Source organism: Paracoccus sigandri, assembly GCF_003709565.1.
Lineage (GTDB): Bacteria > Pseudomonadota > Alphaproteobacteria > Rhodobacterales > Rhodobacteraceae > Paracoccus > Paracoccus siganidrum.
The window spans coordinates 20,692-41,777 of sequence record NZ_QNRC01000008.1; the positions used below are offsets into that span (position 1 = coordinate 20,692).

The 21,086-nt window shown below is 69.6% G+C and carries 18 protein-coding genes and 2 tRNA genes; 14 read left to right on the forward strand and 6 right to left on the reverse strand.

What is annotated here, in order from left to right:
- Window positions 1-153: 153 nt before the first annotated feature.
- Window positions 154-228: transfer RNA gene (locus C9E82_RS09175), tRNA-Thr, on the reverse strand.
- Between the two features lie 158 nt (window positions 229-386).
- On the opposite strand from C9E82_RS09175, the gene C9E82_RS09180 reads away from it, so the two are divergent.
- From C9E82_RS09180 to C9E82_RS09220, 9 genes are all read left to right on the forward strand, one after another.
- Window positions 387-596, forward strand: a complete 210-nt coding sequence (locus C9E82_RS09180; RefSeq protein WP_119900916.1) for a hypothetical protein — start codon at window positions 387-389, stop codon at window positions 594-596.
- On the forward strand, window positions 597-1,868 hold the full coding sequence (gene murA / locus C9E82_RS09185) for a UDP-N-acetylglucosamine 1-carboxyvinyltransferase (protein ID WP_119900917.1): 1,272 nt from the start codon (window positions 597-599) through the stop codon (window positions 1,866-1,868).
- A gap of 2 nt (window positions 1,869-1,870) precedes the next feature.
- Entirely contained in the window at window positions 1,871-2,347 is a 477-nt protein-coding gene (locus C9E82_RS09190) for a DUF2948 family protein (protein ID WP_119900918.1), read from the forward strand.
- Window positions 2,348-2,541: 194 nt separating this feature from the next.
- Complete coding sequence (hisD, locus tag C9E82_RS09195) at window positions 2,542-3,855, forward strand: histidinol dehydrogenase (protein WP_119898662.1); 1,314 nt, start codon at window positions 2,542-2,544, stop codon at window positions 3,853-3,855.
- Window positions 3,852-4,331 (forward strand): UPF0262 family protein, encoded by a 480-nt coding sequence (locus tag C9E82_RS09200; RefSeq protein ID WP_119898661.1) that lies wholly within the window; start codon window positions 3,852-3,854, stop codon window positions 4,329-4,331. The genes hisD and C9E82_RS09200 overlap by 4 nt, the downstream gene beginning before the upstream one ends.
- Window positions 4,332-4,334: 3 nt before the next feature.
- Window positions 4,335-4,817 (forward strand): arsenate-mycothiol transferase ArsC, encoded by a 483-nt coding sequence (locus C9E82_RS09205; protein WP_119898660.1) that lies wholly within the window; start codon window positions 4,335-4,337, stop codon window positions 4,815-4,817.
- 178 nt (window positions 4,818-4,995) lie between these two features.
- Window positions 4,996-5,748: a TerC family protein gene (locus C9E82_RS09210; protein ID WP_119898658.1), complete on the forward strand. Its 753-nt coding sequence runs from the start codon at window positions 4,996-4,998 to the stop codon at window positions 5,746-5,748.
- A gap of 98 nt (window positions 5,749-5,846) precedes the next feature.
- Complete coding sequence (lipA, locus tag C9E82_RS09215) at window positions 5,847-6,830, forward strand: lipoyl synthase (RefSeq protein ID WP_420849835.1); 984 nt, start codon at window positions 5,847-5,849, stop codon at window positions 6,828-6,830.
- Between the two features lie 63 nt (window positions 6,831-6,893).
- Window positions 6,894-6,977: transfer RNA gene (locus C9E82_RS09220), tRNA-Leu, on the forward strand.
- A gap of 216 nt (window positions 6,978-7,193) precedes the next feature.
- Here C9E82_RS09220 and parE read toward each other — a convergent pair.
- Together parE and C9E82_RS09230 are read right to left on the reverse strand one after the other, a co-directional pair.
- On the reverse strand, window positions 7,194-9,155 hold the full coding sequence (parE, locus tag C9E82_RS09225; RefSeq protein WP_119898656.1) for a DNA topoisomerase IV subunit B: 1,962 nt from the start codon (window positions 9,153-9,155) through the stop codon (window positions 7,194-7,196).
- A gap of 152 nt (window positions 9,156-9,307) precedes the next feature.
- On the reverse strand, window positions 9,308-9,967 hold the full coding sequence (locus tag C9E82_RS09230; RefSeq protein ID WP_119898655.1) for a glutathione S-transferase family protein: 660 nt from the start codon (window positions 9,965-9,967) through the stop codon (window positions 9,308-9,310).
- A gap of 142 nt (window positions 9,968-10,109) precedes the next feature.
- Between C9E82_RS09230 and ppk2 the strand changes: the two genes are divergently transcribed.
- The 5 genes from ppk2 to ccoS all read left to right on the forward strand — a co-directional run bounded on the left by ppk2 (window position 10,110) and on the right by ccoS (window position 15,559).
- The gene (gene ppk2, locus C9E82_RS09235) at window positions 10,110-11,126 is read left to right on the forward strand and encodes a polyphosphate kinase 2 (RefSeq protein ID WP_119898654.1); all 1,017 of its coding nucleotides are present in this window, start codon (window positions 10,110-10,112) and stop codon (window positions 11,124-11,126) included.
- A gap of 98 nt (window positions 11,127-11,224) precedes the next feature.
- Complete coding sequence (gene ccoG, locus C9E82_RS09240) at window positions 11,225-12,661, forward strand: cytochrome c oxidase accessory protein CcoG (RefSeq protein WP_119898653.1); 1,437 nt, start codon at window positions 11,225-11,227, stop codon at window positions 12,659-12,661.
- A 5-nt stretch (window positions 12,662-12,666) separates the two neighbouring features.
- On the forward strand, window positions 12,667-13,128 hold the full coding sequence (locus C9E82_RS09245; RefSeq protein ID WP_119898652.1) for a FixH family protein: 462 nt from the start codon (window positions 12,667-12,669) through the stop codon (window positions 13,126-13,128).
- A 4-nt stretch (window positions 13,129-13,132) separates the two neighbouring features.
- Window positions 13,133-15,388, forward strand: a complete 2,256-nt coding sequence (locus tag C9E82_RS09250; RefSeq protein ID WP_119898651.1) for a heavy metal translocating P-type ATPase — start codon at window positions 13,133-13,135, stop codon at window positions 15,386-15,388.
- A 9-nt stretch (window positions 15,389-15,397) separates the two neighbouring features.
- Window positions 15,398-15,559, forward strand: coding sequence for a cbb3-type cytochrome oxidase assembly protein CcoS (ccoS, locus tag C9E82_RS09255; protein ID WP_119898650.1), 162 nt, complete (start codon window positions 15,398-15,400; stop codon window positions 15,557-15,559).
- A 33-nt stretch (window positions 15,560-15,592) separates the two neighbouring features.
- Here the strand turns inward: ccoS and C9E82_RS09260 are convergent, their stop codons facing one another.
- From C9E82_RS09260 to C9E82_RS09270, 3 genes are read right to left on the reverse strand one after another with little or no spacing between them, the layout of a single operon-like run.
- A complete protein-coding gene (locus tag C9E82_RS09260; RefSeq protein ID WP_119898649.1) occupies window positions 15,593-18,955 on the reverse strand; it encodes an error-prone DNA polymerase in 3,363 nt (1,120 codons plus the stop codon).
- Window positions 18,952-20,430 carry a Y-family DNA polymerase gene (locus C9E82_RS09265; protein ID WP_119898648.1) on the reverse strand — a complete coding sequence of 493 codons (1,479 nt, stop codon included), beginning with the start codon at window positions 20,428-20,430 and terminating at the stop codon, window positions 18,952-18,954. The genes C9E82_RS09260 and C9E82_RS09265 overlap by 4 nt, the downstream gene beginning before the upstream one ends.
- Window positions 20,345-20,953 (reverse strand): ImuA family protein, encoded by a 609-nt coding sequence (locus tag C9E82_RS09270; RefSeq protein ID WP_119898647.1) that lies wholly within the window; start codon window positions 20,951-20,953, stop codon window positions 20,345-20,347. Before C9E82_RS09270 ends, C9E82_RS09265 begins: the two co-directional genes overlap by 86 nt.
- Between the last annotated feature and the right edge of the window lie 133 nt (window positions 20,954-21,086).

The following is a 21,086-nucleotide window of genomic DNA, read 5'->3' on the forward strand; positions in this document are numbered from 1 at the left end:
TGCCTTGCCGCCGCCATGCCGCTATACGACGCATCGGCAGCCTCGCCCAGACGGGATCGGAAATGCAACCTAGCAGGGCCGCGATCTTGCGATGCGTCGCCGGGAAGGCCCAGGCGGAGATGCGGCAGGAGGTCGTGGGTGAATGCGGGGGGATGGTGCTGTGAGAGAGGATTGAACTCTCGACCTCTCCCTTACCAAGGGAGTGCTCTACCACTGAGCTACCACAGCGCCGTGGAGGGGCGTTTAGACAATGCCGGGACGCTGCGCAAGAGGGGGGGCGAGAATTTCTGCGGATCCGGGGCGCCGATCGCCTCTGCCGCGCGGGAAGCGGTGCGCAGGGGATCGCGCTGCTGGACTGTATCGCGCGACGCGGCTAACAGGTTCGGATGACGGATCGCTCGAAAGACAGGGACCGCCCCGGCGACAGGGGGACTGACCGCAAGGCGGCTGGCGGCAAGGCGGCGGCGGGGCGCGAGGACAGGCTGCGGGCCGCCCTGCGCGCCAATCTGCAGCGCCGCAAGCAGCAGGCCAGGGCAAGGGCCGAACGGGCGGGCGGCGAGGACAATGGCAGCGATACAGGCAAGGACGACAGCTAGATGGACCAGATCATCGTTCACGGAAACGGCCCGCTTCGGGGCGAGATCCCGATCGCCGGGGCGAAGAATGCCTGCCTGGCGCTGATGCCCGCCACGCTTCTGACCGACCAGCCGCTGACGCTGACCAATGCGCCGCGCCTGTCGGATATCCGCACCATGACCGCGCTGCTGCAGAGCCTGGGCGCCGAGGTCGCGCCCCTGCAGGAGGGCCAGGTCCTGGCGCTGTCCAGCCACGACCTGACCAGCCATCGCGCGGATTACGACATCGTGCGCAAGATGCGGGCCTCGATCCTGGTGCTGGGGCCGATGCTGGCGCGGGACGGGCGGGCCGAGGTGTCGCTGCCCGGCGGCTGCGCCATCGGCGCGCGGCCGGTGGACCTGCATCTGAAGGCCCTCGAGGCGATGGGGGCCGAGCTGGACCTGCGCGACGGCTATGTCCATGCCAAGGCCCCTCATGGCGGGCTGCGCGGGGCTGTGGTCGATTTCCCCATCGTCTCGGTCGGCGCGACGGAGAACGCGCTGATGGCGGCGACTCTGGCGCGCGGGACCACGGTGCTGAAGAATGCCGCGCGCGAGCCCGAGATCGTGGACCTGGCCGAATGCCTGCGCCGCATGGGCGCGCAGATCGAGGGCGAGGGCACCGGCACCATCACCATCCAGGGCGTCGATGCGCTGCATGGCGCGACCCATCCCGTCGTCACCGACCGGATCGAACTGGGCACCTACATGCTGGCGCCGGCGATCTGCGGCGGCGAGGTCGAATGCCTGGGCGGCCGGATCGAGCTGCTCTCGGCCTTCTGCGAGAAGCTGGACGAGGCCGGGATCAGCGTCGAGCAGACCGCCCGCGGGATCAAGGTCGGCCGCAGGAACGGCCGGGTCCGCGCCGTCGACGTCACGACCGAGCCCTTTCCCGGCTTTCCGACCGACCTGCAGGCGCAGTTCATGGCGCTGATGTGCGTGGCCGAGGGCAGCTGCGTCTTGGAGGAGACGATCTTCGAGAACCGCTTCATGCACGCCCCGGAACTGACCCGGATGGGCGCGCGGATCGAGGTCCATGGCGGCCATGCCACCGTGACCGGCGTCGAGAAGCTGCGCGGCGCGCCGGTGATGGCGACCGACCTGCGCGCCTCGGTCAGCCTGATCCTGGCCGGGCTGGCCGCCGAGGGCAGGACCACCGTCAGCCGCGTCTATCACCTGGATCGCGGCTATGAACATGTCGTGCGCAAGCTGCGCGGCGTAGGAGCCAGGATCGAACGTATCAAGGAGGAATGAGAATGGCCGAGGATGCCCGTTTCGCCGATGCCGACCCGCGTCCGCTGGTGCTGATGGCCGAGGACGAGACCGACCTGCGCATCTTTTCCGCATTGGTGCAGGACGCGGTCCTTCCCGCCACCGAGATCGGCTATGACGTCAAGGCGCGGCGGCTGGCGCTGCTGATCAACCGGTTCCGCTGGGAGGATGCCGACCAGGCCGGGCTGGAGGGCCGCCCCTTCGAGCGGGTGCGCGCGCTGCTGATCGTCCATGACGTGCTGCGGCTGCAAAGCGACGGGATCGACCGCGACGGCGAGACGGTGCTGGAACTGCTGGCGCTGTCCTGGCAGCCGGGCGAGGACGGCACCGGGCGGCTGCTGCTGGAATTCGCGGGGGACGGCACGCTGGCGGCGGATGTCGAATGCATCAACCTGGAGCTGCGCGACGTGACCCGGCCCTATGTCGCGCCCTCGGGCAAGGCGCCGCGTCACCCGGATTGAGCGGGGCGGCGCGGGGGCCGGGATCGGCAGAAGGGGGCTCGCCGCCCCCTCTTGGCCTGCGGCCAATTCACCCCCGCAGGTATTTGCAAGGAGTGCGAGGGGGCAGGCGGGGGGCGCGGCCAGGGCTGCGACCTGCGGGCGCTTGAGGCGGGCCGGGCTTGGCGATAACAAGGCGGGATTGCAGGGGAGCGACGATGCCGGTCACGCTGAACACATCCGATGCCGATTTCGAGGCCCGTTTCGCCGACATGCTGTCGGCCAAGCGCGAGGATTCCGCCGATGTCAACGATGTCGTGGCGGGGATCATCGCCGATCTGCGGGCGGGCGGCGACAGGGTGCTGTGCGAACTGACCGCGCGGTTCGACCGGCTGGAGCTGACGCCCGAGCGGCTGCGGTTCTCGCCCGAGGAGATCGCCGCCGAGGTGGCGCGCGTATCCCCCGAGGATCGCGCCGCCCTGGCGCTGGCGGCCGAGCGGATCCGCGCCTATCACGCCCGGCAGATGCCCGAGGATGCCAGCTGGACCGATCCCGACGGGGCCACGCTTGGCTGGCGCTGGACGCCGGTCTCGGCGGCGGGGCTCTATGTGCCGGGCGGGCAGGCGGCCTATCCGTCCTCGGTGCTGATGAATGCGATTCCCGCGCGGGTGGCCGGGGTCGGGCGGCTGGTGGTCTGCGTGCCGACGCCCGGTGGCGTGGTCAATCCGCTGGTGCTGCTGGCCGCCGAGCTGGCCGGCGTGGACGAGATCTATCGCGTCGGCGGCGCGCAGGCGATCGCGGCGATGGCCTATGGCACGGCCAGCATCGCGCCCGTGGACAAGATCACCGGGCCGGGCAACGCCTATGTCGCCGCCGCCAAGCGCCAGGTCTTCGGCCGCGTCGGCATCGACATGATCGCCGGCCCGTCCGAGGTGCTGGTCATCGCCGAAGGCGCGCAGGATCCCGACTGGCTGGCGCTGGACCTGTTGGCGCAGGCCGAGCATGACGCCGATGCGCAGTCGATCCTGATCACCACCGATCCGGCCCTGGCCCATGCCGTCGCGGGGGCCGTCGACCGGATCCTGCCGACCCTGCCGCGCGCGGAAATCGCCGGGGCCAGCTGGCGCGACTATGGCACGATCATCATCGCCCGCGACCTGGACGAGGCCGCCGCGCTGTCGAACCGGATCGCGCCCGAGCATCTGGAGCTTTGCGTCGACGACCCCGAGGCGCTGGCGGCGAAATGCCTCCATGCCGGCGCGATCTTCCTGGGCGCCCATACGCCCGAGGCCGTGGGCGACTATGTCAGCGGCCCGAACCACGTGCTGCCGACGGCGCGCTCGGCGCGGTTCTCCTCGGGGCTGTCGGTGCTGGACTTCCTCAAGCGGACCACGCTGGCGCGACTGTCGCCGGGCGCGCTGGCCGCGATCGGTCCCGCCGCCATGCGGCTGGCCGCCTCCGAGGGGTTGCAGGCCCATGGCGCCTCGGTCGAGGCCCGGCTGGCGCTGCTGAACGAAAGGGGGGCTGAATGAGCCGCCTGACACGCATCGAGATCGACGACAGCGCGATCCCGCCCGCCACCCCCGAGATGGAGCAGGAGCGCAAGGTCGCCATCTTCGACCTGATCGAGGACAACAGCTTCCTCATCCCCGGCCGCGACGGCCAGCCCGCCCCCGAGGGCCCCTATGTGCTGGACCTGGCCATCCGCGAGGGGCGGCTGGTCTTCGACGTGACCACGGAAGGCGACGGCAAGGTGGTCGAGTTCCACCTGTCGCTGGGGCCGTTCCGGCAGGTGGTCAAGGACTATTTCCAGATCTGCCAGAGCTATTTCGAGGCCGTCAAGCGCCTGCCGCCCGCGCAGATCGAGGCGATCGACATGGCCCGGCGCGGCATCCACAACGAGGGCGCCCGCACCCTGCAGGAGCGGCTGGAGGGCAAGGCCGAGCTGGACATCGACACCGCCCGTCGCCTGTTCACCCTGATCTGCGCCCTGATCCCGCAAAGCTGACAGATGGCGCGGGACATTCCTTCCTCGGTTCTGTTCTGCTGCGATCACAACGCCATCCGTTCCCCGATGGCGGAAGGCATCATGAAGAAGTTCTACGGCCGCGCCGCCTATGTGCAGTCGGCCGGGGTCAAGAACGACATGGAGGTGGACGGCTTCGCCATCGCCGTCTGCGAGGAGATCGGGGTCACCATCTCGAACCACCGCTCGCGTTCCTTCGAGGAGATGCAGGCCTGGGGCGACGACCTGGGCGGCTTCGACCTGATCGTGGCGCTGTCGCCGGCCAGCCAGCGGCTGGCGCTGGAGATGACCCGCGTCTACCACCTGGAGGTCGAATACTGGCCGATCATGGACCCGACCGGGCTGGCCGAGGGCCGCGAGGCCAAGCTGGCCGCCTATCGCCAGAGCCGCGACCAGATCATCACCCGCATGATCGACCGCTTCGGCCCGCCGACCCAGCCGCAGGACGGTGCGCGGGACGGCGATTGAACTGCCGCGCACCCCGGCCATGCGCGCCCGCGATGCCCCGGATGGGTGCTGCCGGCGGCAGGGCCGCCGTCTTGCGGCGCTCCTTCCGCCGCGCGGGGGAACCGAATGGCGGCGTCGCGCCTTTCTGATGATCGCGGGGCCGTCCGGCTGCCGCGAATGCCATTAACAGGAAAGACATATGCAGGATATCCTTGCCCTTCTTCAGGACCCCGCCGCCTGGGTCGCACTGGTCACGCTGATGGTGATGGAGGTGGTCCTGGGGATCGACAACCTGATCTTCATCTCGATTCTGTCGAACAAGCTGCCGCCCGCGCAGCGTCACCGCGCGCGCCGCATCGGCATCAGCCTGGCGCTGATCATGCGCCTGGGCCTGCTGGCGACCGTCGCCTGGATCGTGCAGCTGACCACGCCGGTGGTCACCATCCTGGGCAACGAACTGTCCTGGAAGGACATGATCCTGATCGCGGGCGGGCTGTTCCTGGTCTGGAAGGCGACGAAGGAGATCCACCATCACGTCGATCCCTCGGACAAGGGGGAAAGCCCGATCGGCGGCCATGTCGCCGCGACCTTCGGCGGCGTGGTGGCGCAGATCCTGGTCCTGGACCTGGTGTTCTCCATCGACAGCATCATCACCGCCGTCGGCATGACCCCGCATATCGAGATCATGGTGGTGGCGGTCGTCGTCGCGGTGACGGTGATGCTGCTGGCCGCCGATCCGCTGGCGAATTTCATCGAGAAGAACCCGACCATCGTCATGCTGGCGCTGTCCTTCCTGCTGCTGATCGGCACGACGCTGATCGCCGAGGGCTTCGGCGTGCATGTGCCCAAGGGCTATGTCTATGCGGCGATGGCCTTCTCGGCGCTGGTCGAGATGCTGAACATGCTGGCCCGCAACGCCCGCCTGCGCAAGGCGGGCAAGGCCGTCCGCTAGGGCCTTCCGCCAGGGCCGGGGGCATCCGCGCCACGGGTCCGGTCATGCGGCGTCCCGCATGGCCGGGCCGCGTTGCCAAAAGCGCGCGAAGCGTCTATCTGTCAGGGAACCGCGACCGAAAGGACAGGACCTTGCGCGACCTCAGGATTCCGGATCAGCGCCATCCCGAGAAGGCCCACCGGCCCGATCAGGCCCAGCCAAAGAAACCCGACTGGATCCGCGTCAAGGCGCCGACCTCGGAAGGTTACAAGCAGACCCGCGATCTCTTGCGCGAGCATCGCCTGTCCACCGTCTGCGAGGAAGCCGGCTGCCCCAATGTGGGCGAATGCTGGAGCCAGGGCCACGCCACCATGATGATCATGGGCGAGATCTGCACCCGCGGCTGCACCTTCTGCAACGTCGCCACCGGCAAGCCCAATGCGCTGGACCTGTTCGAGCCCGGCCGCGTCGCCCATGCGGTCCAGAAGCTGGGCCTGAACCACGTCGTCATCACCAGCGTGGACCGCGACGACCTGGACGACGGCGGCGCGGAACATTTCGCCCAGACGATCCGCGCGATCCGCCACCGCTCGCCCGCCTCGACCATCGAGGTGCTGACCCCCGACTTCCTGAAGTCGAAGCCCGGCTCGCTGGAGGCGGTGGTCGAGGCGCGGCCCGATGTCTTCAACCACAACCTGGAAACCGTGCCGGGCCTCTATCCGACGGTGCGGCCCGGCGCGCGCTATTTCCACAGCCTGCGACTGCTCCAGAAGGTCAAGGAGCTGGATCCGGCCATGTTCACCAAGTCCGGCATCATGGTCGGGCTGGGCGAGGATCGCCAGGGCGTCTTGCAGGTCATGGACGACATGCGCGCCGCCGATATCGACTTCATGACCATCGGCCAGTATCTGCAGCCGACGCCCAAGCATCACCGCGTCGACCGCTTCGTCACGCCCGAGGAATTCGCCAGCTACGAGAAGGCGGCCTACGGCAAGGGCTTCCTGATGGTTTCGGCCACGCCGCTGACCCGGTCCTCCTATCACGCCGGCGACGATTTCGCCCGGCTGCGCGCCGCCCGGCTGGAGAAGCTGGGCCGCGCCTGACGCGGCTTTCGGGCGCATGACGGCCCTTGCAAATCCCTTCGCCGCACCTTAGGCGAAAGGCAGGCCCGAGTGGCGGAATGGTAGACGCAGCGGATTCAAAATCCGCCGCCGCAAGGCATGCCGGTTCGAGTCCGGCCTCGGGTACCACCGCAAGATCAATGGATTGGCGGCAACCGCGTGACGGGGCTATCCCGGCGCGGCGGGATGTCCCGATCCGTCTTCGCGTTCGGCCTGACCTTGCGCTGCCGGCAGCGCATTTCCCGATTCGCCCTGCCGCCACGGACTATCCCTTCGCCAGGCGTTCCCGGCGCGGATCATCCGGTGGCGAAGCCGCCTCCGCCCGCCCGTGGCGGAGGCGCGGGTTCAGACGTCCAGTTCCTCGACGAAGCGGGCGTTTTCCTGGATATATTCGAAGCGCAGCTCGGGCTTCTTGCCCATCAGGCGCTCGACCAGGTCGCCGGTCTCGCCGCCATCCTCGTCGTCGATGCTGACCCGGATCAGCTTGCGCGTCTTGGGGTTCATCGTCGTGTCCTTCAGGTCCTTGGCGTCCATCTCGCCCAGGCCCTTGAAGCGCTGCACGTCGATCTTGCCCTTGCCGCCCAGACCCTTGGCCAGCATCCGCTCCTTTTCCGCGTCGTCGGCGACATAGATGCGATGCGCGCCCTGCGTCAGCCGGTAGAGCGGCGGGCAGGCCAGATAGAGGTGCCCCTTGTCGATCAGCGGCCGCATCTGGGTGAAGAAGAAGGTCATCAGCAGGCTGGCGATATGGGCGCCGTCGACATCGGCATCGGTCATGATGATGACCTTGTCATAGCGCAGATCGTCGACATTGAAGCGAGAGCCCATGCCCACGCCAAGCGCCTGGCAGAGATCGTTGATCTCCTGGTTGGCGCCCATCTTCGAGGACGCCGCGCCCAGCACGTTCAGGATCTTGCCGCGCAGGGGCAGCAGCGCCTGGTTGGTGCGGTCGCGCGCCATCTTGGCGCTGCCGCCCGCGCTGTCGCCCTCGACGATGAACAGTTCCGTGCCGTCGCGATTCGTGGCGCTACAATCGACCAGCTTGCCCGGCAGGCGCAGCTTCTTGGTGGCCGTCTTGCGGGCGGTTTCCTTTTCCTGCCGCCGGCGCAGCCGTTCCTCGGCCCGCAGCACCAGGAAATCCAGGATCGCACCGGCCGATTTCGTGTCCGAGGCCAGCCAGTTGTCGAAATGGTCGCGCACCGCGCCCTCGACCAGCCGCGCGGCCTCGGTCGTGGCCAGCCGGTCCTTGGTCTGGCCGACGAATTCGGGTTCGCGGATGAAGCAGCTGACCAGCGCGCAGCCGCCGGTCAGCAGGTCCTCGCGGGTGATCTGCGCGGCCTTCTTGTTGCTGACACGCTCGCCATAGGCGCGGATGCCCTTGAGGATCGCGGACCAGAAGCCGGCCTCGTGGGTGCCGCCCTCGGGCGTCGGCACGGTGTTGCAATAGGACTGGATGAAGCCGTCGCGCGAAGGCGTCCAGTTGATCGCCCAGTCGACCTTGCCCGGCGCGTTGAAGCGGCGGAAATCGACGCTGCCGGCGAAGGGCCGGTCGGCATAGGTGGTGGTGCCGCTCAGCGTCTCGGCCAGATAGTCGGCCAGCCCGCCGGGAAAGTGGAAGGTCGCCTCGCGCGGGGTCTCGCCGTCGTCGATCTCGGATTTCCAGCGGATTTCCACGCCCGAGAACAGGTAGGCCTTGGATTTCACCATCTTCAACAGCCGCGCCGGCTTGAAGCGGTGATGGCCGAAGATCTCCTCGTCGGCATGGAAGGTGACGGTGGTGCCGCGCCGGTTGGGGGCGGCGCCGATGCGCTCCACCGGCCCCAGCGGGATCCCGCGCGAAAAGCTCTGCTGGAACAGTTCCTTGTTGCGGGCCACCTGCACGACCATGCTGTCGGAAAGCGCGTTCACGACCGAGGCGCCGACCCCGTGCAGCCCGCCCGAGGTCTGGTAGGCATCGCCCGAGAACTTGCCGCCCGCGTGCAGCGTGCACAGGATCACCTCCAGCGCCGACTTGCCGGGGAACTTGGGATGCGGGTCGATGGGGATGCCGCGGCCGTTGTCGCGGATCACCACGCTGAAATCGGCCAGCAGCTCGACCTCGATCCGGCTGGCATGGCCCGCCACCGCCTCGTCCATCGAGTTGTCGAGGATTTCCGCGACCAGGTGGTGCAGCGCGCGCTCGTCGGTGCCGCCGATATACATGCCGGGGCGCTTGCGGACGGGCTCCAGCCCCTCCAGCACCTCGATCGAGGCGGCCGAGTAGCTGTCGGCATTCGGGTCGGCGGCGGAAAGAAGATCGTCGGCCATTCGGGTCTGCTCGTTCTTGTTCTGATGCGCGCGACTATCTCACGTCCGGGGCGGGCGCGGCAAGGGTTTGTGGGGCAGGGCTTGTGGCGCGGCTGTGGCCGATCCGCAACCCCTTGCGGATTTCGGCGGCAGATTGACGCCGGCGCGGGCGTCTATTCCGGTTCCGCCGCGCGGGCCTGCCACATCTTGTGGAAGGCCGGGCGGGACTGGCAGGCTTCCAGCCAGCGGCAGATCGCCGGGAAATCCTGCATCAGGGGGGTCCAGGACTGCGCATAGCGCAGCACCTCGGCCATGTTCAGGTCGGCGACGGTGAAGCGGCTGCCGACCAGGTGGCCATGGCGGGCCAGGTGATCCTCCAGGACCGCGAAGGGGCGGCGCAGCCGTTCGGCGGCGGTGTCGATGGCGGCGGCCTCCTGCGGGTCGCCGCTGCCGCCGCGGGCGTGCAGGAACAGGATGGTCAGCGCGTCGGGCTCGATGCTGGCCGTGGCGTAGAAGCTCCATTGCATCATCAGCGCGTCCTCGGCGGCGTCCTGCGGCCCGACCGGGGCGCCATGCCTGCGCGCCAGATACAGCGTGCAGGCCATCGATTCGCTCAGCACCAGCCCGTCATCCTCGATCACCGGGATCGCGCCGGCCGGCGACAGCGCCAGGAAATCGGCCGAGCGGGTGTTCGGGGGCGCATCCGGCGCCTGCGGATCGGGCAGGCGATAGGCCTGGATCACCGGGTTCTGGGTGAAGGGCAGGTCCAGTTCGTGGCACAGCCAGATCAGGCGCGAGGCGCGCGAGCGGGTGACGCCGTGGATGGTCAGCATGGGCGGTCTCCTTCTGTCAGCGGCAGGTTAGATGCCACGCAAGGCGACGAAAAGCCGCATCATTTGATCCTGCTCAAGGCCATGCGGCGAAAGCGCGGCTAGAATCGGCAGGATTGAACGAGTGATTGGTTAAGGAGGGAAGATGACCGAAACGCAAGCCCCCGCCCTGCAGGACCTGCCCACCATGGCTGAACCCGTGGCCGAACCCGTGGCCCAGCCGGTCGCGGATCCCGCTCCGGCCCCGTCCCGCGCCGCCCGCAAACCGGCCGCCTTCCCGACCGCCTCGCCCGATTCCGTCCGCCTGGCCTTCGAATCCGGCCGCTATCCCTATGCCAACCGCATGGGCCGGCGCGCCTACGAGGCCGAGAAGGCGCGCCTGCAGGCGGAACTGCTGAAGGTGCAGATCTGGTCGCAGGAGACCGGGCAGAAATTCGTGATCCTGTTCGAGGGGCGCGACGCCGCCGGCAAGGGCGGCACGATCAAGCGCTTCAACGAACATCTGAACCCGCGCTTCGCCCGCGTCGTGGCGCTGAACAAGCCCACCGAGGAAGAGCGCGGCCAGTGGTATTTCCAGCGCTATGTCCAGCATCTGCCCACCGCCGGTGAAATGGTCTTCTACGACCGCAGCTGGTACAACCGCGCCGGGGTCGAGCGGGTGATGGGCTTCTGTTCGCCCAACGACTACCTGGAATTCATGCGCCAGGCCCCGGAATTCGAGCGGATGCTGGTCCGGTCGGGCATCCGGCTCTACAAATACTGGTTTTCCGTCACCCAGGCCGAGCAGCGCCGCCGCTTCCTGTCGCGCGAGACCGATCCGCTGAAGCGCTGGAAGCTGTCGCCCATCGACAAGGCCAGCCTCGACAAGTGGGAGGACTATACCGAGGCGAAGGAGGCGATGTTCTTCTATACCGACACCGCCGACGCGCCCTGGGTGATCGTCAAGTCGAACGACAAGAAGCGCGCCCGGCTGAACTGCATGCGGCATTTCCTGTCGACGCTGGACTATCCCGACAAGGACCCCGAGCTGGTCACGCCGCCCGATCCGCTGATCGTCGGCCAGGCCAGCCATGTCGTCCACGGCGCGGCCCATATCCTGGGCGCGGCCCAGCATCCCGACAGCCGCAAGACGCCGCGGCAGGAGGCCCCGGCCGGGGCCTGACCCGCCCGCCATCGCCGCTGGCGCCGGTTTGACACATGTCAAGGCGGGCGGATCCGGCCGCGCCTAGAACGGGGGCGCGAAACAGGAGCGATTCCCCGATGTCCGTCCCCGAACTGGACCCGCCCAGCCTATATGCCAAGCGCGAGCCGATCTTTCCCAAGCGGGTGCAGGGCAGGTTCCGCCGGCTGAAATGGGTCGTCATGGCGGTCACGCTGGCGATCTATTACGTCACGCCCTGGCTGCGCTGGGACCGGGGGCCGAACATGCCCGACCAGGCGGTGCTGGTCGACCTGGCCAACCGGCGCTTCTTCTTCTTCTGGATCGAGATCTGGCCGCATGAATTCTATTTCGTCGCGGGCCTGCTGGTCATGGCCGGGCTGGGGCTGTTCCTGTTCACCTCGGCGCTGGGGCGGGTCTGGTGCGGCTATGCCTGCCCGCAGACCGTCTGGACCGACCTGTTCATCCTGGTCGAACGCTGGATCGAGGGCGACCGCAACAACCGCATCCGCCTGCACCGGCAGCGATGGAACGCCCAGAAGATCCGCCTGACTGCGGTGAAATGGACCGCCTGGCTGCTGATCGCGCTGCTGACCGGCGGGGCGTGGGTGTTCTATTTCACCGATGCGCCGACGCTGCTGCACAACCTGCTGGCGGGACAGGCCCATCCCGTCGCCTATATCACCATCGCCATCCTGACCGGCACGACCTTCCTGTTCGGCGGCTTCGCGCGCGAACAGATCTGCATCTATGCCTGCCCCTGGCCGCGCATCCAGGCCGCGATGATGGACGAGGACACGCTGACCGTCGGCTATCGCGACTGGCGCGGAGAGCCGCGCGGCAAGGCGGCCCGCGCCAGCGCCGCGCCCGATCCGCGCGGCGACTGCATCGACTGCATGGCCTGCGTGAATGTCTGCCCGATGGGCATCGACATCCGCGACGGCCAGCAGATGGAATGCATCACCTGCGCGCTGTGCATCGATGCCTGCGACGAGATCATGGACCGGATCGGCAAGCCGCGCGGCCTGGTCGGCTATCTGGCGCTGAGCGACGAGACCGCGGAACGGGCGGGCGCCCATCCGCGCCCGGTGCTGAAACATGTGCTGCGGCCGCGCACGCTGCTCTATTTCACGCTCTGGTCCGGGATCGGCGCGGCGTTGGTGGTGGCGCTGTTCCTGCGCTCGGCGGTGGACCTGAACGTGACGCCGGTGCGCAACCCGCTTTTCGTCACGCTGTCGGACGGCTCGATCCGCAATACCTACGAGGTCCGGCTGCGCAACAAGGAACACGAGGCGACCGTCTACCGGATCTCGGTGAGGGGCGCGGATACCGAACCGCTGCTGCTGGCGATCGAGGGCGCGCAGGGCGACCGGGTCGAGGTGCCCGCCGACCAGACGCTGGAACGGCGGCTCTACCTGACCGCCCCGGCAGGCGCGGCGCTGGCGGGCAGGGCCACCCAACCCATCGAACTGATCGTCGAGAACCTGGACCAGCCGGCCCGCGCCTCGGTCGCCACGGTCTTCCACGGCAAGGAGTGAGATGCATGAAACGCGAACTGACCGGCCGCCATGTCCTTGCGATCACGCTGACCGCCTTCGGAATCATCATCGCGGTGAACCTGTTCATGGCCTTCAAGGCCGTCGGCACCTTTCCGGGGCTGGAGGTCGCCAATTCCTATGTCGCCTCGCAGAAATTCGACCGCGAACGCGCCGCGCAGCAGGCGCTCGGCTGGACTGCCAGGGCAAGCCATGACGGCCAGGTCCTGTCGCTGGAGATCACCGACGCCCAGGGCCTGCATCCGATGATCCGCAGCCTCTCGGCCAGCATCGGCCGGCCCACCCATGTGCGCGACGACCGGGAACTGGCGCTGACCCATGAGGGCGGCGCCTTCCGCACGCCCTTGCAGCTGCAGCCCGGCGCCTGGATCATCCACCTGAATGCGACGGCCGCCGACGGGACCGAATTCCGCCAGCGGCTGGACCATTTCGTCCGCGGCGCGAGGTAGCGCCATGGCCGAGCTTTCCGCCGCCCGGATCAGCGCCTGCCCGGCCTGCGACGCCGCCCCCCTGGCCGAAAGGCTGGCCGAGACCCGCCAGGCGCAGGCGGACGGCACGCTGATCCTGTCGCTGCCGACCGCGCATTGCGCCACCTGCATCACCGATGTCGAACGGGCGCTGCTGGCCCGGCCCGGCGTGCGCGCCGCCCGCGTCAACCTGACCCTGCGCCGCGTCACCGTCGACGCGCCGGGCCTGACCGCCGAGGACCTAATCGCGGTCCTGGCGGCCATCGGCTACGAGGCGCATGAGCTCGACCCCGACGCGCTCTCGGCCACCGCCGCCGACCGCCAGGGCCGCGACCTCCTGATGCGCATCGGCGTGTCGGGCTTCGCGATGATGAACATCATGATCCTCTCGGTCGCGGTCTGGTCGGGGGCCGAGGCCGCCACCCGCGACCTGTTCCACTGGATCTCGGGCGCGATCGCGCTGCCGACGGTGGTCTTCGCGGGCCAGCCCTTCTTCGCCAGCGCCTGGCGCGCGCTGAAGGCGCGGCGGCTGGGCATGGACGTGCCGATCTCGCTGGCACTGATCCTGGCCACCGCGATCTCGTTCTTCGAGACCCTCCATTCCGGCCACCACGCCTATTTCGACGCGGCGGTGATGCTGTGCTTCTTCCTGCTGATCGGCCGCTACCTGGACCATCGCACCCGCGCCATCGCCCGTTCCGCCGCGGCCGAGCTGTCGGCTCTGGAAGTCCCGCGCGCCACCCTGCTTCGCACTCCTTCCAAATACCTTGCAGGGGGTCCGGGGGACGCAAGGTCCCCCGGCCTCGCCACCCATGACATGGCCGAGGAGATCGTGCCCGTCGCGACCCTGCGTCCGGGCGACCTGATCCGCATCCGCCCCGGCGGGCGCATCCCCGCCGATGGCGAGATCATCGAGGGCCATTCCGAGATCGACCGCGCGCTGCTGACCGGCGAGACGCTGCCGGTTCCCGCCGCGCCGGGCCTCGCCCTCTCGGCCGGAGAGGTGAACCTGACCGGCCCGCTGGTGATGCGGGTGACGGCGGCGGGGCGCGACAGCTCGCTTTCGCGGCTGACCGCGCTGGTCGAGGCCGCCGAATCCGCGCGCGGCCGCTATACCTCGCTGGCCGAGCGCGCCTCGCGCGGCTATTCGCCGGCCGTGCATCTCTTGGCCGCGGCCAGTTTCGCGGGCTGGTTCTGGGCCACGGGCGATCTGCGGCTGGCGGTCAATATCGCGGCCGCGGTGCTGATCATCACCTGTCCCTGCGCGCTGGGGCTTGCCGTTCCCGCGGTCGTCACCACTGCCTCGGGGCGGCTGTTCCGGCGCGGGCTGCTGATCAAGGACGGCACGGCGCTGGAACGGCTGGCCGATGTCGATACCGTGGTCTTCGACAAGACCGGCACGCTGACCCTGGGCCAGCCGAAGCTGCTGTCCTGCGATGTCCTGCCGCATGACCTGCGCCCGGTGGCGCTGGCCCTGGCGCTGGCCTCGGCCCATCCGCTGTCGCAGGCCCTGGCCGAGGCCCTGGCCGGAACCGCGCCCGCCGCGCTTGACGACCTGCGCGAACAGCCGGGCTTCGGCGTCGCGGCGCGCTGGCAGGGCCGGCCGGTGCGGCTGGGACGCGCTGACTGGCTGGGGGCCTCGGACAGCAGCGACAGCGCGGCCAGCGCCACCTGGCTGGGCATCGGCGACCAGGCGCCGATCCGGCTGGATTTCACCGACAGCCTGCGTCCCGGCGCCGCCGAATGCGTGGCGCGGCTGCGCGAAGACGGCGCGCGGGTCATCCTGCTGTCGGGCGACCGCCCGGCGGCGGTGGCCGATATCGCCGCCCGGCTGGGGATCGGCGAATGGCATGCGGGCGTCGCGCCGCAGGAAAAGGCCGCGATGGTGGCGGAGCTGGGCGGGCAGGGCACGCATGTGCTGATGGTCGGCGACGGGCTGAACGACACCGCGGCGCTGGCCTCGGCCCATGCCTCGATCTCGCCCGCCTCGGCGCTGGACGCGGCGCGGGTGGCCAGCGACATGGTGCTGACCGGCAAGGACCTGGCCCCGGTGGCCGATGCCCTGCTGACCGCCCGCGCGGCGACGCGCCGCATCCGGGAAAACTTTGCGATCTCGATCGCCTATAATATCATCGCCGTGCCCGTGGCGATCGCCGGATTCGCGACCCCGCTTCTGGCGGCGCTGGCCATGTCGGTCAGCTCGATCACGGTGACGCTGAACGCCCTGCGGCTGCGCAAGTAAGGACGCGACATGGAAATCCTGGCGATCCTGATCCCGGTCTCCCTCGGCCTCGGCGCGGCGGGGCTGGTGGCCTTCGTCTGGGCCCTGCGCGCCCGCCAGTTCGAGGATCCCAAGGGCGATGCCGAACGCATCCTCAGCGATGCCTGGGACGACCGGCCGAAACCGGACTGAACGGCCGCCATCAGGCCACCCGGATAATTTCGCCTAATGGAAATCCCGGCTGGGGAAGAGGTGCTTGGCCTGTTCCCGCGGATGGCGGGCGCGCGCGGGCCGGCGGGGGGCGTTGTCGGCCTGCGGATGGGGGAGGCAGACGGCCTGATCCAGCGGGTGGCCCAGCTCGGTCAGGCGGTGGGACAGGTCCTCGATCCGCCGCGCGATCAGATGCACGACGATCCCCTCGCGCTGCAGATGGCCGGTGACCCGCAGCAGCCGCCCGCCCATGACCATGCGGCGAAAGCGCCGATAGACGCCGCGCCAGACGACGATGTTCGAGGTGCCGGTCTCATCCTCCAGCGTCAGGAAGATCACGCCCGAGGCGGTGCCGGGGCGCTGGCGGGTGATGACCAGGCCGCAGACGCTGACCTCTCCGACGGGCGCCTCGGCCAGGCGGTCATGCGGCATCAGGCCGGGGATCGAGGGGCGCAGCAGTTCCATCGGATGGGCGCGCAGCGTCAGGCGGGTGGCGACGTAATCCTCGACCACCTCCTCGCCCGGCTGCATGGCGGGCAGCCGGACCTGCGGCTCGGCGATGCTTTCGCCGTCGATCGGGTCGCCGAACAGCGGCAGCGGCATCTGGCCGCGGATCGCCCGGACCTGCCACAGCGCCTGCCGCCGCGACAGGCCCAGCCCGGCGAAGGCATCCGCCTCGGCCAGCCGCTCCAGCACCTCGGGGGCGGCGCTGGCGCGCAGCCACAGCGCCTGCGGGTCGGGATAGCCGTTGCCGCGCGCCTCGGTGATCCGTTCGGCATCCTGCTGCCGGAAGCCCCTGATCTGCCGGAAGCCCAGCCGCAGGGCCAGCTGCCCGTCGCCGCGCCGCTCCAGCAGGTTGTCCCAACCGCTGGCATTCACGCAGATCGGCCGGACCTCGACCCCGTGGTCGCGGGCGTCGCGGACGATCTGGGCGGGGGCGTAGAAGCCCATCGGCTGCGAATTCAGCAATGCGCAGGCAAAGACCGCCGGGTGATGGCATTTCAGCCACGAGGACACATAGGTCAGCAGCGCGAAGGCCGCCGCATGGCTTTCGGGAAAGCCGTAATCGGAAAAGCCCCTGATCTGCGCGAAGCAACGCTCGGCGAAGTCGCGTTCATAGCCGTTGGCGATCATGCCATCGACGAATTTCTGCTCGAAATGGTCCACCGTGCCCATGTTGCGGAACGAGGCGAGGCTGCGGCGCAGCTTGTCGGCCTCTTCGTCGGAGAAGCCCGCCGCCACCACGGCGATGCGCATCGCCTGTTCCTGGAACAGCGGCACGCCCAGGGTCTTGGACAGCACCCCTTCCAGCGCGTCCGAGGGATAAACGACGTCTTCCAGCCCCTGGCGGCGGCGCAGATAGGGCTGGACCATGCCGCCCTGGATCGGGCCGGGGCGGACGATGGCGACCTCGATCACCAGGTCGTAGAATTTCCTGGGCTGCATCCGGGGCAGGAAATTCATCTGCGCCCGGCTCTCGACCTGGAACACCCCGACCGCATCGGCGCGGCACAGCATGTCATAGGTCGCCTTGTCGTCGCATTTGATATTCTTCAGGGTCAGGTCCTGCCCTTCATGTTCGCGCATCAAATCGAAGGCCCGGCGCAGGCAGGACAGCATTCCCAGCCCCAGCACGTCGACCTTGAGGATCCTCAGCTCGTCGATGTCGTCCTTGTCCCATTCGATGACGGTGCGATCCTCCATCGCGGCATTCTCGATGGGGCACAGCTGGTCCAGCCGGCCGCGGGTGATGACCAGCCCGCCGACATGCTGGGACAGGTGGCGGGGAAAGCCGATGATCTCGCGGATCAGCTCGATGGTCCGGGCAAGGCGGCGGTCCGAGGGGTCCAGCCCCAGCTCGCGGATATGGCCGGGATCGGCGCCGCCATTCGACAGGCCCCAGATCTGGCCCGACAGGCTGGCCGTCACGTCCTGCGACAGGCCCATGACCTTGCCCACCTCGCGGATCGCGGCACGGGACCGGAAATGGATCACCGTGGCGCAAAGCCCGGCGCGGTGGCGGCCGTATTTCCTGTAGATCCACTGGATCACCTCCTCGCGTCGTTCATGTTCGAAATCGACGTCGATATCGGGCGGCTCGCCCCGGTGGCGGGACACGAAACGCTCGAACACCATGCTGATCTGGTCGGGCGAGACATCGGTGATGCCAAGCGCCCAGCAGATGATCGAATTGGCCGCCGAGCCGCGCCCCTGGCACAGGATGCCGATGCTGCGGGCATAGTGCACGATGTCGTGGACGGTCAGGAAATAGGCGGGAAAATCCATCTCGGCCACCAGGGCCAGCTCCTTCTCGGCCAGCTGGCGATGGCGCTCGGGAACGCTCTCGGGAGAGCAGCGCCGCGCCAGCCCCTTGTGTACCAGCCGCTCAAGCCGCGCCTGCGGGGCCTCGCCCGCGGCGATTTCCTCGGGATAGTCATGCGCCAGCTGCGACAGGCAGAAATCGCAGCGGGCGGCGATCTGGATCGTGCGGCAGAGGGCGGCGGGATGGGCATGAAACAGCCGCGCCATCTCGGCCGGGGATTTCAGGCGGCGCTCGGCATTCGGCAGGGCGCGGGTGCCGATCCGGTCGATGGTGCAGCCCTCGCGCAGGCAGGTCAGCACATCGGCCAGCGGGCGGCGATGGGCGCGGTGCATCAGCACGTCGCCCACCGCCACCATCGGCGCCCCCGCCCGCCGCGCCAGCCCCGCGCAGAGATCGAACCACGCCTGGTCGCTGCCGTCATAGCGCGGCGCGGCGCCCAGGAAGACCTGGCCCGGATAGCGCGCGCTCAGCGTCGCGACCGGGTCCTCGGCCCGGTGGGGGGCGTCGGCGGGGGGCAGGGCGATCAGGATCATCCCCGCGCATCCCCTTTGCAGATCGTCCAGGCGCAGATGGCATTCGCCCTTGCCCGCGCGCCGCTTGCCCCGCGTCAGCAGCCGCGACAGGCGGTGCCAGGCGGCGCGGTCGGTCGGCAGGGCCAGCCATTCCACCGGGCAGTCGCGCAGCACCAGGCGGCTGCCGGGGATCAGCCGGGGCAGGCGGCCGGGCGGGGCGGCGACCTTCCGGGCAGGCTCCACCGGCTGGCGGCTGGAGGGATCGAGGCGCGGGATTGTCTCGACCGGCCGGGCTTCCTTGGCCGCCCGCCCCAGCTCCTTCAGCGCCCGCCAGGCGCGGACCACGCCCGCCACCGAGTTGCGGTCGGTGATGGCGATGGCCTCCAGCCCCAGCTCGGTGGCGCGCTGGACCAGTTCGTGGGGATGCGAGGCGCCGGTCAGGAAGGTGAAATTGCTGGTCACGCAAAGCTCGGCATAGCCGGGCAGGGGGCAAGGCTGCGGATCGGGCTGCGGATCGGGCAGCGGATCTGTCGGGGCGGTCATGCGAATTCCCCCTGCACGAACCAGCCGGGCCGTTGCGGCGTAAAGAACAGCCACAGCCTGCGCCCCTGCCGGGTCTCCACCAGCCAGTAGTCGCGCAGGCCCGAACGCCAGCCCTCGTCCTCCAGCCACCATTCCGGGGCGATGCGTTCGGGGCCGGTGGCGCGGGCGGTGGCCAGGGTTTCGCCGCGCCAGCGGAACTGCCGGGGCGGGCGGCTTTCGCGGCCGGTGACGGGCTCGGGCGGAAACAGCAGCAGGGGCCGCGGGCGCGGGCTGGCCCAGCCGGTGCCGGGTTCGGAAAAGGCCGCCGGCGCGACCAGGAAGGCGCGTTCGGGGATGTGGCTGTCGGCGGGCAGGAAGCGGCGGATGTTCTCAAGCCCGATCCGCGTGCCGATCCGGGTGATCAGGTCCGCCAGCCGGTCGCCGCGCCTCGAGCCGACATGGCTGAGCTGCCGCGCCGGCAGCGATTCGACCACCATGGCCGCCAGCCGCATCTGGTCGATGCCGAAGCCGGCATCCACCTCGGCGACGGCGCGCTGGAACAGCGGCAGGATGCGGGCGGGATCGCGCAGGGGGCGGGCCAGGCGCAGCTCGACCTGGCGGCTGTCGCGGTCGACCCGGCGCAGCGTCAGCTGCAGCACCCGCGCCCCCGCCTGCTGCGCGGCCAGCGTCGCGCAGAGCCGGTCCAGCAGCCGCGCCGTGCCGGCCATCACATCCGCCGTCAGCCCGACCGGCTCGGGCAGGGTCAGCCGCACGCCGTAATGGGGCGGATCGGCCAGCGGCGAGACCTCTTCCGGCTGGCGGCCAAGCGCCTGATCCAGCCGCAGCAGCAGCCCCGGCCCGAAGCGGCGGGCCAGCGGCGCGCGGGCAGCCCCGGCCAGATCGCCCACCGTGCGCAGCCCCAGCCGCTGCAGGGGGATGACGGTCCGCTCCTCCAGCCGCAGCGCGGCGACGGGCAGCCTGGCCAGCGCCGCCAGCGTCTGTCCCGGCGCCGCCTGGCCCTCATGGTAATGGGCCAGCGCCCAGGCCGCCCCGCGCGTATCGGCCAGCCCGATCCGCAGCGCGATGCCCGCCCGGCCCAGCCTGTGGCGCATGTCGGCCAGCATCATCGCCTCGCCGCCGAACAGATGCGCCGCGCCGGTGATGTCCAGGACCAGCCCGTCCTCGCCCTCCAGCCCGACCCAGGGGCAATAGCGCGTGGCCCAACGGCGCAGCATCTGCAGGAAGCGCCGGTCGCCCACCGGATCGGCCGGGCGGCTTTGCAGGCCGGGACAGAAGGCGCGGGCATCGGCAAGGGTCATGCCGCGGTAAAGCCCCGCCGCCTCGGCCTGCGGGTTCAGGCAATGCAGGCGGTCGGCATTGTCCTGGGCAAGCGTCAGCGCGAAGGGCCCGTCAGCCGGGCGCGCCCGCAGGGCCCGGTCGCTTGCCAGCCGGGGAAACCACAGAGAGACGATGCGCCGTTCCATCCCATCGAACATGCCAGGCACCCAATGTTCCTGATTTGTTCTTGATAAGCTCCCATCGCTGCAAAGTCGAGTCGCCCGCCGCCGCGCCCGGATCGAAGCCGGGGTCGAAGACCGGGTCGCAGCGCCAGCGGGTCTCGGCGGCATTGCTGCCCATCCGTTCCGCGGCGATCAGGCAGATGCCGGTGGCCTGCCCGGCCTTGGCGGCCAGCTGCAGCCGCCGTCCCGGCGTCAGGCCAAGCGGCTGGCCCAGCTCGACCACGACCAGCGGCAGCGATCCGTCGCGCAGGGCTTCCTCGGCCACGGCCAGGGCCTCGGTCTGGTCGTCCACCTGCGCGACCAGGAGGCGCGAGGGGTCGAAAAACGCGCCCAGCCCCAGCGGGTTCAGCCCGCCGGGCCGCCTTGTGTCATGCACCCACAACAGATCGCCCCCGGCCTGCGCGGCGTAGATGGCGGCAAAGGCCGGGGCGGCGGGGCCGCAGGCCTCGTGCATGCGGGCAGGGCGCAGGGGAAAGCCGGTCAGCGGGTCGGAATGCATGGCCGCGAACCTATCCCGAAAGCGGGGCGATGCAAATGCCGGTTTCGGCTGACAATGACGCGATCCCGCCCCGGCGGCATATTGAGTCCGCCGCCGGATTGCCCCATCCTCGGCCCCGTTGTAACGAGCGTGG

Excerpts from the sequence above, each read along its gene's own strand:
- C9E82_RS09180 (WP_119900916.1), top strand. The coding sequence starts at position 387 with ATGACGGATCGCTCGAAAGACAGGGACCGCCCCGGCGACAGGGGGACT.
- murA (WP_119900917.1), top strand. The coding sequence starts at position 597 with ATGGACCAGATCATCGTTCACGGAAACGGCCCGCTTCGGGGCGAGATC.
- C9E82_RS09190 (WP_119900918.1), top strand. The coding sequence starts at position 1,871 with ATGGCCGAGGATGCCCGTTTCGCCGATGCCGACCCGCGTCCGCTGGTG.
- hisD (WP_119898662.1), top strand. The coding sequence starts at position 2,542 with ATGCCGGTCACGCTGAACACATCCGATGCCGATTTCGAGGCCCGTTTC.
- C9E82_RS09200 (WP_119898661.1), top strand. The coding sequence starts at position 3,852 with ATGAGCCGCCTGACACGCATCGAGATCGACGACAGCGCGATCCCGCCC.
- C9E82_RS09205 (WP_119898660.1), top strand. The coding sequence starts at position 4,335 with ATGGCGCGGGACATTCCTTCCTCGGTTCTGTTCTGCTGCGATCACAAC.
- C9E82_RS09210 (WP_119898658.1), top strand. The coding sequence starts at position 4,996 with ATGCAGGATATCCTTGCCCTTCTTCAGGACCCCGCCGCCTGGGTCGCA.
- parE (WP_119898656.1), bottom strand. The coding sequence starts at position 9,155 with ATGGCCGACGATCTTCTTTCCGCCGCCGACCCGAATGCCGACAGCTAC.
- C9E82_RS09230 (WP_119898655.1), bottom strand. The coding sequence starts at position 9,967 with ATGCTGACCATCCACGGCGTCACCCGCTCGCGCGCCTCGCGCCTGATC.
- ppk2 (WP_119898654.1), top strand. The coding sequence starts at position 10,110 with ATGACCGAAACGCAAGCCCCCGCCCTGCAGGACCTGCCCACCATGGCT.
- ccoG (WP_119898653.1), top strand. The coding sequence starts at position 11,225 with ATGTCCGTCCCCGAACTGGACCCGCCCAGCCTATATGCCAAGCGCGAG.
- C9E82_RS09245 (WP_119898652.1), top strand. The coding sequence starts at position 12,667 with ATGAAACGCGAACTGACCGGCCGCCATGTCCTTGCGATCACGCTGACC.
- C9E82_RS09250 (WP_119898651.1), top strand. The coding sequence starts at position 13,133 with ATGGCCGAGCTTTCCGCCGCCCGGATCAGCGCCTGCCCGGCCTGCGAC.
- ccoS (WP_119898650.1), top strand. The coding sequence starts at position 15,398 with ATGGAAATCCTGGCGATCCTGATCCCGGTCTCCCTCGGCCTCGGCGCG.
- C9E82_RS09260 (WP_119898649.1), bottom strand. The coding sequence starts at position 18,955 with ATGACCGCCCCGACAGATCCGCTGCCCGATCCGCAGCCCGATCCGCAG.
- C9E82_RS09265 (WP_119898648.1), bottom strand. The coding sequence starts at position 20,430 with ATGTTCGATGGGATGGAACGGCGCATCGTCTCTCTGTGGTTTCCCCGG.
- C9E82_RS09270 (WP_119898647.1), bottom strand. The coding sequence starts at position 20,953 with ATGCATTCCGACCCGCTGACCGGCTTTCCCCTGCGCCCTGCCCGCATG.